At 57.8% G+C, this 11,804-nt stretch carries 7 protein-coding genes; 1 reads left to right on the top strand and 6 read right to left on the bottom strand.

Annotated features, from left to right (window positions below; translation table 11 throughout):
- The first annotated feature begins 90 nt into the window (after positions 1-90).
- The gene (locus JAO77_RS12035) at positions 91-582 is read left to right on the top strand and encodes a DinB family protein (protein WP_198990625.1); all 492 of its coding nucleotides are present in this window, start codon (positions 91-93) and stop codon (positions 580-582) included.
- Positions 583-762: 180 nt separating this feature from the next.
- On the opposite strand, the gene JAO77_RS12030 is transcribed toward JAO77_RS12035, so the two are convergent.
- The 6 genes from JAO77_RS12030 to JAO77_RS12005 form a co-directional block, all read right to left on the bottom strand.
- The gene (locus JAO77_RS12030; RefSeq protein WP_235998392.1) at positions 763-2,232 is read right to left on the bottom strand and encodes a TolC family protein; all 1,470 of its coding nucleotides are present in this window, start codon (positions 2,230-2,232) and stop codon (positions 763-765) included.
- Positions 2,233-2,362: 130 nt separating this feature from the next.
- Positions 2,363-3,742 (bottom strand): HlyD family secretion protein, encoded by a 1,380-nt coding sequence (locus JAO77_RS12025; RefSeq protein ID WP_198990623.1) that lies wholly within the window; start codon positions 3,740-3,742, stop codon positions 2,363-2,365.
- On the bottom strand, positions 3,735-4,757 hold the full coding sequence (locus tag JAO77_RS12020; RefSeq protein ID WP_235998391.1) for an ABC transporter transmembrane domain-containing protein: 1,023 nt from the start codon (positions 4,755-4,757) through the stop codon (positions 3,735-3,737). The genes JAO77_RS12025 and JAO77_RS12020 overlap by 8 nt, the downstream gene beginning before the upstream one ends.
- A 323-nt stretch (positions 4,758-5,080) precedes the next feature.
- On the bottom strand, positions 5,081-5,929 hold the full coding sequence (locus JAO77_RS12015; protein WP_198990622.1) for a DUF4382 domain-containing protein: 849 nt from the start codon (positions 5,927-5,929) through the stop codon (positions 5,081-5,083).
- Positions 5,930-6,032: 103 nt separating this feature from the next.
- The gene (locus JAO77_RS12010; protein ID WP_198990621.1) at positions 6,033-9,092 is read right to left on the bottom strand and encodes an AsmA family protein; all 3,060 of its coding nucleotides are present in this window, start codon (positions 9,090-9,092) and stop codon (positions 6,033-6,035) included.
- Positions 9,093-9,326: 234 nt separating this feature from the next.
- On the bottom strand, positions 9,327-11,741 hold the full coding sequence (locus JAO77_RS12005) for an outer membrane beta-barrel family protein (protein ID WP_198990620.1): 2,415 nt from the start codon (positions 11,739-11,741) through the stop codon (positions 9,327-9,329).
- Positions 11,742-11,804: the final 63 nt, after the last annotated feature.

The following is an 11,804-nucleotide window of genomic DNA, read 5'->3' as shown; positions in this document are numbered from 1 at the left end:
TGCGCTAGAGGCCTGCTGTAGGCAGAGTAGCTTTGGCGCACGAGTTAGCTTTGCCAGCTCGAAACTCAGCACTCAAAATTCAAAATTATCATGGTTAACACCATCGAAAAACTCGGCGTATTCAACGTGTGGGCCAACGAAACGCTGTTGCGCCGCCTCGACTCATCTGCCGCCGCAGGCAAGGAGCTGCCCACGGCAGCGCTACGCATTTTTAGCCACGTTATCAATGCCCAGGCCATCTGGATTGCGCGCCTCTCGGGCACGGCTAGCCCCCTGAAAGTGTGGCAAGAGCATGACCTAGCTGGCCTGCACCACTGGCACGAGCAAACCTCGCAGCGCTTTGCCGAGCTGTGTGCTAATGCCGACGACCCCGAGCTGCACCGCCACATCCAATACAGCAATTCGCAGGGCGACGCGTTTGACTCGCAGGTGAGCGACATCTTGACGCACTGCGTAGTGCACGCCAGCTACCATCGCGGCCAAGTAGCCACCAAGATGCGCGAAGACGGCTTAGAGCCAGTCAATACCGACTTTATCACCTACTGCCGCGAGATGAGCGGTCAAGTTCAACCGCAGATTTAAACGGATTTGTCGGATATAACGGATACGCCCGCTGCGCGGGCTGACTAATCGGGCGCAGGAGTGGCTTCGCCAGCTCTCCACAAGCAGAGAGGCTAGCCGAAGGCTGCCCTGCGCTCGAATAGTCAGCCCGCATAGCGGGCGTATCCGTTATATCCGACAAATCCGTTTAAATCTGCGGTCCTACTCGGCGTTTACCGACCTAGTGCCAGCGTAGTAGTACAGCTCGGCACGGTATTTTTCATAGCTGGACCGCATGCTTTCTTGCTTGATTCTCAAATCAATGAGTTTGCTTTCGCGGGCGTTGATGAGGAAGATGGTGCTTTCACCTAGCTCAAACTTTTGCAGCTCAGCTAGTAACAGGGTGCGTTGATTTTTAATGGTTTGCGCCTGCAAAGTCAGTAGCTGCTCGTAGGCCTTGAGCGTGTTGTACACGTTGTTGACCTGCGTGACGATGGTACGCCGGCTCTGCTGCTGCTCGTAGGCAAACTCCTTGAGCTGAATGCGGGCGTACTGGAGCTTGCCACGCTCGGCGCGCAGGAAAAGCGGGAACGAGAAATCGACGCCCAGCTTGTAGTTGTCCATGCCGAAATTGTAGTAGCTCGGCACCTCACTGCGGTAAAAATTGCCCTGGCTGATGAGCGTACCGCTCACATTGAGCTTGGGCTTGAGCATTTCGCGCCGATACTGCTCTTCAATGCGGTACTGGGCTATCTTGGCACCTAGCTTTTGCAGCGTGGGGTGGTTGGCGGCAGCTTGCTCTGCCAGCTGCTGAAACTGGGCCCGGCTCACAGTATCGAGCACGGGGGTTTGAGGAGCAGCGTAGTCGGGCAACTCCACGGGTTGGCCGTCTTTGTTCCAGAGGTGGTTGGAAAGCACCCGGCGGGCGTTCAGCAGCTCTACCTGCAGCTGGGTCGATTGCACCAGGCGGTCCTGCACCGTGATTTGGGCCTCTACCGAGTCGATGGGAGCCTGGTCGCCAATTTGAGCGCGGCGGGCCGTAGCCTGAAAGCGGCGGTTGGCCAGCGCAATGCCTTCGCGGATAAGCTGAATCTGCTGGTACTGGTAGTACCAGTTCCAGTAGTCTTTGGCGGCTTGCAGCCACACCTCGTTTATCTGCTTCACGCGGTCGGCCTCGGCGGCGGTTAACAGGGCCTTGGCTTGGCGCAGGGTACTACGGCGGGCGTCGATAAAGAGCCCCGCCCCGATGGGCACCGATAGCCCAATACCGGCCAGCCCGTTGACGGGCGTGCGGGTTTCGGGGTTGGTGTACACGCCTACATAGCGGTCGTAGCCAGCTTTAAGGTCGATGCCGCCCGGCCACAGGGGTACTTTCAACTGGTTGCCCCAGTTGTTGTAGTACTCAGTACCGCCAAACAGCTTGCGGTGAAAGTCGGCCTCCAGCTTGGGGTCGAAGCCGCCACGGGCTTGCAGCACCTGGCTGCGGCCTTCCTCGCTGAGCAGGGCCGCCTGCTTCACGATGGGGTGGTTGGCAAACACCAGCTCAGCCAAGTCTTGCAGCGAGAATACCTTGGCCGTATCGGCTGGGCGAACTTCATCGAGCTGCTGGGTCTGGAGCGGCGCGCGCTCTAGGCCCGAACGGCGAGTTGGCAGCTGCGGGTCTTGGGCCAGGGCCGGGGTAGCAAGAAGCAATAGCAGGCTCGTTACGTGGACTTTGTAGTCCGCGTGTGCCGTGCTAAAAACGCGAACTACAAAGTCCGCGCAACGGCGGGCTAGCCAGTGAAAAAAGCTTATTATAATGAAAAACAAAGGCATATTGCGGCTATTTGCTGGCTTTGCCAGCATCAGCTTTGGTGGGGGTTACCTCGGGTTCTTTGCTTAGGGTGGGCGGGAAGCCGTTGAGCTGACGCCAGATTTCGTACCAAACCGGCACCGAGTCTAGGATAACCCAGCCCTGCACGCCCGAGCCTAGGCGCAGCTGCTTGGGCCAGGGCTGGTCGCCGCGCTGGGGCTGGGTGGGGCGCACCAGCAGGCGGTACTTGCCACCGGGGCTGTTCACCACATCTATCACCACCACTTCGCCGCCAAACGTACCCACCGCTGCCGAGGGCCAGCCCGAAAACTGGATGGCCGGGAAGCCCTCAAACTGCAAGCGCGCTGTGCGTCCGCGCTGAATGAGCGGCACGTCCATAGCTCGCACGTAGATTTCGGCGGCTAGGGCCGGGGCCTCGGGCTGCAAGGTGGCAATGCTCTCGCCCTCCTTAATGGTCTCACCAATACCGGCCTTGAGCGCACGCACGATGTAGCCCGTTTGGGGGGCACGCACGATGTAGAGGTCACGGCGCACAGATACGTTGGCAATTTTATTGCGGGTGGCGGCTACTTCGCCTTCGTAGGTTTCGCGGTTGGCTACGGCCGTGCTACGGTCGGAGTTGGCCTTAGCTAGGTCCTGGCCGTACTTGGCACGCAGGTTAGCCAGTTCAATGCGGGCATTGGCTAGGTTCTGGATGCTGCTATTCACCTTGTTGCGCTGCGAGGTCACCTTAGCTAGGTCTTCTTGCAGCTTGAGGCGGCGCGTTTCGATGTCGGTAAGCGAGAACAAGCCGTTTTTGTAGCCCTCCTCGTAGCGCAACAGTCGGGCCCGCGACGTTTCGTAGAAATTAGTGATAGCTACCAGGTCGGCACGGTCACTGTTGAGGTAGTTTTCAGCCTGCTCTACTTTGTTGCGGGCCGATTCGAGCTGCACTTCCAGCGTGGCGCGCAGGGCGGCAATCTGCTGGTCGGTGGCGTTGATTTTGGCCTGGTATGCGACCACGTTGCCCTGCTTGGCGGACAGCTGCTCGCGCAGGCGCTGGGGTAGGTTGGGGTCGAAGTACTCATCTTTCACCTCCGACAGCATTAGCAGTGTGTCGCCTTTGCGCACAAACTGGCCTTCGCGAACGTTCCAGTGCTCAATACGGCCGGCTATCTGGTTCTGAATGTTTTGGGGGCGGTCCTGCGGCGTGAGGGCCGTGAGCGTGCCAAAGCCTTCAATGGTCTGGCGCCAAGGTAAGAACAGGATGATAATGAAGACGATACCGATGACCATCAGGATGCGGCCCAGCTTGCGGCTAGCAAAGGTGCGCAGCAGCTCGGGGCGCGACTGCCGGGGCACGTGCTCCCACACCTCATCGATAACATTCTGATTAGATATATTAAGCATTCTCGAAGGCAATAGAATTCTTATGCTCGTCCATGGGCAGGTCAGTTACGGCAGCTACTTTCTCCACCGCCGTCAGCACGTCAAAAATGGTGTTGATGCTTGTCATCAGCTTTTCTATCGAGCCGCTAATCATCACAATCAGTACTTCGGCGGCCACAAACTGCCCTAGGGTCATTTGGCGCGACACTACGAAGAGCGTGCCCGATATCAGTAGCCCCGCCGTTAGAATAGTACGCAGGGCAATACCATAGTTGTAGTATGACTTGAGCACGCGAAAGTGCTCATTGCGAGCGTGCAGGTACTCGGAAGTTAGCTCGTCGGCGCGGGCCAGGGTTTTGTGCTCTTCCTTGTCGTCGCCGCGCACCTCGTCGAGGCGGCCAGCTACTTCTTCGAGCCAGGCTACCAACTCGTACTTATAGGCCGACTCTTCGATGCTGGTACGTAGCGCCCGCCGGTAGTTGAGCATGTACACAAACCCCAGTGCCAGGATAGTAAACAAGCCAAACCCAATGAAAATGGGGTGATAGAAGGACAGCACTATCACGCCCATTAAAATTTGAAGTACCGCAAACATGACATCAACCAGCAGCTTGGTGAGGCCTTTCTGCACGGTCAGAATATCAAAAAAGCGGTTTACTAGCTCCTTAGCGTCCAGGCCCTTCAAGGCCTCGGGCTTGATGCGCGGCAGCCGGTAGGCGTACTCGATGGCCGCTTTGGCAAAAATGCGTTGCTCGATGGCCTCGACCAGCGTAATCTGGCCTACTAGCAAAATGCCGCCTAGTAGCACGCCGCCCACTACCACCGCCACCAAGATGTAGGTGGAGCTGAACACCGCCCCCGTCGAAACCAGGTTGAATACCGCCTGCGTACCTAGGGGCAGCGACAAGCTGATGAGGCCGGTGAGAACGGCGTAGAAAATGATGTAGCGAATAGTGCTGCGCTCAGTATCGAGCATGCGGGTAAGGCGCTGCCAGGGGGTGGGTGGCGGCAAGCCGGCCGTAGCGTGTGATGCCATACGGTATCCTGTTTTTCCTTAAAGTGTGTTCATGGCGACTCGCTCAAAGCAATTCGCTCAAGTCGAAACCGATAATGAAGAAAAGATGAAATTTGTTGCAAACCTACGCATTTTTTACGGTTGCCCTTAGGCTTGCGCCTTTCAAACGAACTGAAAAAAGGCCGGACCACGGCTATGTCCTTATACGAACATTTTCCGCAACCCGGCACATTATCAATTCATTTCGAGCAATAGCGGCTGTGTTAATCGACAATAGCGACCACTACTAAGCATCACTTTTTATTGTCTATCAATGAATTATGCATCTATTGACATCTTCCGAATTACTGCAACTGCGTCACGCCTAGGCTAGTTACTTGGTTTGTCGTGACAGTGACATTAGGCACTACCACATTTTTATAAGCTGACTGCCCAGTAAGCGCCGTAGTGCTCGGAAAGAACTGTACCTGGTACGTACCAGCCGCCAAGCCTCTAAGCTGAAAGGCCCCCGAGGCATCCGCAAACGTGCTCACGGTGTCGGGGCCGAGTATCGACGAGCGAATGGCCAGCACTTGCGGCCGAGCGGCGGCTGGGTTTACGGTGCCACTGAGGCCACCCTGCAAGTTTTGGGCCACCAGCCGAATAACAGGCTTGAGCAGGTAGCGCTCTTTCTTATCGTTGCCGGCTCGCCAGTTGCCGCGCTCCACAATAGACTTAGCAACGTCAAAATCGAGCAGCAGCTGGTAGGTAGCGTTGGCTTGCAGCGTTACGTTGTCGAGCTTCAGCTTCACGCCCGAGGTCTGCCCGCTGGGCGTTTTCAAGTCGTAGCGCTGGTTGTCGGTGCCCACCACGTGGCTATTGGGCCCGAGTATCAGCCGAATTTCCTTGAGGTCGCCGGGCGCGAAATCAGTATTTACCAGTAGTGCCGACTTGCCATTGACGTAGTCCAGCACGTTCACGGCCTGGGGCGTGAAGGCCAACGTTTGCCAACCGCTCGGGTCGTTTTCATTTTTGAGATGCACTTCTACCTGCTGCACATCGAGCACCACGGCGCTGAAATTGCCAGGCGCATCGGTGAGACGTACTTCCAGCTTGGCCGCGCCAGCGCTGGCATTGTCCGATGAGTTTTTGGAGCAGCTAGCCAAACTGAGCAAAGTGGCACCAGCCAGCCCTAAAAGAAGGTGTTTTTGCATAAAAGCTGTACTAAGAATAAGAATTAAAATGTACTAAAAAGCCCAGCTACCGGATTGGCAACTGGGCTTTATTACGGCAAAAATTTTGCCAATAGCCTCCTCGCTAAGGCGTGGCTTTCTTAGTCGTATCAGCTGGGGTAGGTGTGGCAGCTGGCGCGGCCGGCGTAGTCTTACGCCCACCACCAAAGAGACTGTTGAGCCCCTTGCCAATGGCTTGCCTGGCTTTTTCCTGCGCCTCTAGCTTGCGCTTCTGTACTTCCAGATTCAGCTGCTCCTGCGCGTTTTGCTGCGTGATGGCGGTGGCTTTCTGCGTGCTATCGGTTTTCGCGCGGTTCTTATTAGCCAGGTCGAGCAGAGTATTGGTAAGCTTGGTTTTCACTACGTTGGTCACGATAGCTTTGCCCTGGTCTTTGAGGCTGCCGCTGGTCAGCTTCACGCTAGGGCTGGCGATGTTGCCGCCAATGTTGAGGCCCAGCGTCACGCGGTCGGTACCCTGGATGTTTTGCACGCCGGTTAGCTGAGTCAGCTTATTGCTCACTGCCGAGCCGAGCTTGCCAGTGGGTGCGTTAATGGCGGCCACGTAGGACAAGATGCCTTGCAGGCTGTTCGAGCCACCTAGGGTCATTTTGATGTCACCCACCGTCAGGTCGAAGGGCTGCACCACGAGGTTGCCGTTCACGATTTGAGCCTTCACCTCACGGTTCAGCACTTGCAGGTTTTTGAGCTCGGGCAGGGTCGTGAGGCTGGCAATCTGCGTCAGGGTGGGCGACTGCAACACGGCCGCTTTCACAATGTCAAACAGGCCGCTGCCGCTTAGGGTGCTCAGTTTGGGCAGCATGTCTTGGCCCATTTCGCCGCTGGCCGAGAACTTGGTATTGAATACGCCCTGCACCGTAGAGGCCAGCGGCACCAGCGCCTTCACCGTGTTAAACGCGCTGAATGCCTTTTGGAAATCGAGCTGCTTAATATCCAGCCCTAGGTCGAACTTGGGGTGCGCCAGATCTTGCGTGTTGTAGCTACCAGTGGTGCCAAAAGTGGCCCCTAGGGTGTTAAAAGTGAGATTTTTGAGCGTGGCTACCTCGTTTTTCACCGTCACGGTGCCGCTGGCATTTTGCAGCTTCAGGTTGTCGTAGGTCACGTTATCGACCTTGCTGTTCAGCACGAGGTCGAAAAATTTCGGAATCGGCACCACGCCATCGGCCTTGGCGGGGGCGGCTTTTACGGCGCCCGCGGTAGGCTTCTCGCTCACCGGGTCTACCATAAACTCGTTCACGTTGAAGTTGTGCGAGGTCACGTTCATGGTGCCGCGTAGCGGCTGGCCGGGCGTGAAGAGGTACCCTAGGTAGTTGCTTACGGTGCCATTGGCGGCGAAGTCGGAAGAGCCCGCCGTGCCGTTCAGGCTCTGAATGTTAATCTGGTTGTTGTTGAACGTACCCGCTGCGCTGCTGATTTTCACGCCCTGCGGCAAGTCCTTGCTCTTATAGGTGATATTGTTAGCTTTCACCGCCCCGCTGGCTTTCACATTTTGGTAGCGGCCGGCCTCCACGTCGGCCATGTTGCCGGCGGCGGCGATGTCGCCCGATACGCGGCCGGTCACGGTCATGCCTTCGAGCGGGAAGATTTTGGTCATCTTCGTGAGGTCCACGGTGCCCTTCACATTAGCGTCGAAGATGGGCGAGTTAATATTGTGGGCCGCGAGGCGGCCGTCGAGCGGCTCGCCCTCCAGCACCATGTGGAACTGCGGCAGGTTGACGTAGGTATCGTTCACCTGCCCGGTCTTGTTCACCACCGTCCCACTCAGATTAATGTCCTCAATCGGGGCCGGAAACTGGTTCGATTTCACGTAGCCGTTGCTCATCTTGATGGCGGCGTTCACCACCGGCATCTGGGTTTTCGAGTAGGTGCCCTTGGCCGTGGCATCCACGAAGAATTGGCCACGCATGTTGATGCCGGCTACCGGGTACACTTTCAGCGCCTCGGCCAGATTCACGTTGGCTTTCACGCGGCCATCCACCTTCATGGGCTCCAGGCCGTCGATAATCACGTTGCCATCTACGGGGTCGTTGCCCAGGTCGAGGTGGAACTTCGACACATTGACTTTCACGTTGTTGGTAAAGCCCGAAGGGTTATCCACCACCATCGCCACATTAATGTTCTTAGCCTCCCTAGGTAGCTGCGGGTAGTGGAAGCGGGCGTTGGTCACGGTTAGGTTTACGCCGTAGCCGGGCATACGCAGCTTGTTTTGAACACCTTTGTAATAGCCATTAAAAGCGACCTGTCCGCTGGCCTGCACGTCCTTAAACTGCTCGTTGAACACGCCGGGCACCAAGCTCAGGATATTCTTAAAGTCAGTTTGCAGCGCCTTGAAGGTGATGTCGTAGGTGATATCCGTGGCATTGGGCAGCCCGATGGCGCCCGCGAAGCTGAACGGAAAGTCATTCAGCTTTACCTGGTTTTCTTTGAAAGTATAGAGGCTCTTGCCTAGGTCCATCGCCATCGCGATATCGGCGTCTACCTGTTTGTCAGTCAGGTAGTCTACCCCGGCGTAGTTGGCCGTGAGCTTGGCAATCTTGGTATTTGAAGTCAGGTCAAAGATATTCTTCGCAAAGTCGCCCTTGCCGGTGTGGTTGAGGCCCCGCGCATCTAGGCGGAAGGGGATGCTGCGGTCGTCGTAGCGCAGGCGGCCGTTGTCAATTTTCCAGCCTTGGATGGCGAGGTTCACGGCGCTGGTATCCTGACCTTTTGCCGCGGCGGCGGAGTCCGAAATCATGATATCCCAGTTGGCCCGGCCGCTTTTCAGCACCTTCACCGCAATGTCGGGCTGGTCGAGGTTCACGCTCTTAATATCAATCTGCTGGCCTTTGATAACGCTCATCAGGTCGAGGCCCACGCGCAGGCGGGGCAGGTAGGCCAGCGTATCGCGGCTGAAGGAATCGACGCCAATCACGCGCAGATTCTTGATATCCAGCCCTAGGTCGGGAAACGTGCTGAGCAGCGTCACGTCGATATCGGCGGGGTTGTACTGCACCTTGGCGCGCACGCGCTGGGCTATTTGCTTGTCGGCCAGCGCACGCAGCTTGTCCTTGAAGAGGAAGGGCGCCAGCGCGGCCGCCGCCACCAGCACCACCAGAAAGAGCAGAAAACCAAAGAGAATCTTACGCATCAGGAAGAGGTAATTAGGGGTCGTGGGCAAAAGTAACCGCCCCGCCAATTATGGTTAAACGCGAAAATGCGGCCAACTGCACCGAGCCGCCGCATTTTTTCTACCAACCTGCCCACTTCACCTACCGAGCCACGCCCACCTAGTGAGGCAGATAATGCAAAGACAGCGGCTGGTACGGAACTATCCGTACCAGCCGCCGCCGCTGTTTTCATAGTCAGAAAGGCACCCGTAGTACTATTCCATGCGCGAGCGCTCGGCTTCCACGCCCGTTTCGCGGCGCTGGCTGGCTTTTACTTTCTGGTTGCCAAACTTGTAGCTGAAGTTCAGCTTCACAAAGCGGCTCTCGAACTTGTTGACGTTTTGCGAATTGATGCCGGCGGCGAGTACCTCGTAGCGTGTACGTTGGGTGTTGAAGATGTCCGTAACATTGAGGGTAAGCGTGCCGGCGCCCTTGAGCACGGTCTGCGAGATGCCCACGTTACCGCTGTAGCTCGACCGCATCGCCAGCCCACCGAAGGTCATAGGTGACGCATAAGAGGCGGCTACTTCGGCTTTGAGGCCGGGGCGCAGCGTGATAGTGTGGTTGCTGGAGAGGTAGGCGCCGGGGCTAGACTTGGCTAGGCCAATGGTACCGGGGCCGCCTTGCACTTGAGCAGCCAGCACGCTTAGGGTCGTCACGGTCTGCCACTTGTTGTTTAGCAGCGGCTTCATCAGGGTCAGGGTGGCGCCGAGCTGGTCGGCGCTGCGGTAGTTGGCGAAGGAGTTGATGACTACCTGCGTGGCGTCGTTTTTCTGGTAGCTTTCGGTGATAACGTCGCTGAAGCGGCTGTAGCTCACGGCCGCCGAAAGCAGGCTGCCATAGGAGTAGCTCACCTCCAGGTTATGCGAGAGGGAGGGCAGAATGTTAGCGTTGCCCTGCACGTAGCGGTAGGGGCTGATGTAGGTGAGAAAGGGGTTGACAATCCCAAACTGGGCCCGCTCAATCTTGCGGCGATACGAGAAGCCAAACTGCGTTTTCTCCGACCGGTTGTACTGCGCCGACACGCTGGGGAAGAAGTTGAGGTACTGGCGCTCCGTGGTTTGGCCCGTGGTCAGCGAGGTGCCAGTGGTGTTGGTTTGCTCGGCGCGCAGGCCCACTTGCAGCGCCACCTTCTTGAGGTCGCGGCTGAACGTGGCGTAGGCAGCGCGCACGTTTTCGCGGTACACGAAGTGGTTGGTTTTGCCGAGGTCGGTAGTCCAGGGCTGGCCGGCGGGTGCCTGCTCCCAAAGAATATCATTGTCGGTGGTGGTTGAAATGGCTTTTAGGCCAGCCTCAAACGTACCCTTATAAAGCGGCTGCGAGTAGTCGGCCATTACCGATTTCACCGAGTTGCGGGCCGGCGAATTGTCACGTAGCAGGTCGGCTGGGCCGCTCGCGTCGCGAGTGCTGGTGGCGTAGTCGTTGTAAGAATTTTTAGCGTAGCTGAAGTAATCGGCGTTCACGCGCAGCGTTTTACCCTTCGCAAAAGCCGTTTTGTAGTAGGCATTCACAGCCGGGCTTACTACCTGCGAGGCCCCAGCGATGTTTACGAGCGTGGCTTGCTGCGGCGCGCTGAGGAGCGCTTGGCTCTCGGCATCACGGGTGCGGTCGGTGAGCATGCCCTTTACCAACACGCCGACCGAAGTGGTTTTGCTTAGGTCATAGCCAAAGCCCAGCTTGGCATTGTTAGTTTGGAGGCGGCGGGTTTCGAGGCTGTTCTCGGCCAGTTGGCCTTCGCTGCTGAGGGCGCGCACGGCGCTAGTGGTGCTGTAGGTCTGGTTGTCGAGGCGGTCGAGGCCACCGTACACGTTCATCTTTTCGGTGCGGTGGTTGAGGTTCAGGCCAGCATTGTAGCGGCTGTAGCGCCCAGCGCCCACGCCTAGGGTAGCCGTGCCATTGGTGCCCAGCTTCAGGCTCTTGGTCGTCACCAGGTTCACGATGGCGCTGGCACTAGCATCGTACTTGGCCGAGGGGTTGGCAATGAGCTCGACCTTATCTAGGCTATTGGCGGGCATGGCGCTGAGCATGTTTTTCAACTCGTCGCCGCTTAAGTTGGTGAGCTTACCGTCGAGCATCACGGTCACGCTTTTGCCGCGCAACTGGTAGCCGCCGCCTTGCTCCAGCACGCCGGGGGCACGGCCTATTAGGTCGGCAGCGGTGCCACCCGCGGCGATGGGGCTAGCGGCCACGTTGAGCACCAGCTTGTCGGCCTGCTGCTCGATGAAAGGCTTGGCAGCCGTCACTTTCACTTCGGCCAGCGCGTGGTGCTCAGGAGCCAGCGCCAGGGCTACGGCAGGCGTGCTCCCCGCGCCCACCGCCACGGCCGTAGGCCGGCCCGAACGGTAGCCGAGGTAGCGGACTTCCAGAGTATAGGCCCCGGCCGCCAGGCCCGCGAAACTGAACGCACCCTTATCAGTAGTCACCGTGCTCAGAAGTTTTTTGGCATCGCTGGCAGAGCGCACGATTACCGTGGCAAAGGCCAGTGGCTGGTGCGAGGTGCTGTCGGCTACGGTGCCAGCGAGGGTACCTAGGGCAGTAGCGGCGGGGTTGGCGGCTACTTGAGCAGCGGCTTGCTGAGCGGCCGAAGCCAGGGTGCCGGTGAGGAGCAGGGAGGCGAAAACGTTTTTCATATCGAGGGGCAGAAAAGGTTGCTGGGTGCGTGACTCCCGCCGCCAACCGGCTGGGAATGGGAC

Source organism: Hymenobacter sp. BT559 (genome assembly GCF_016427535.1).
Lineage (GTDB): Bacteria > Bacteroidota > Bacteroidia > Cytophagales > Hymenobacteraceae > Hymenobacter.
This window is presented reverse-complemented; position numbering and strand designations above follow the sequence as displayed.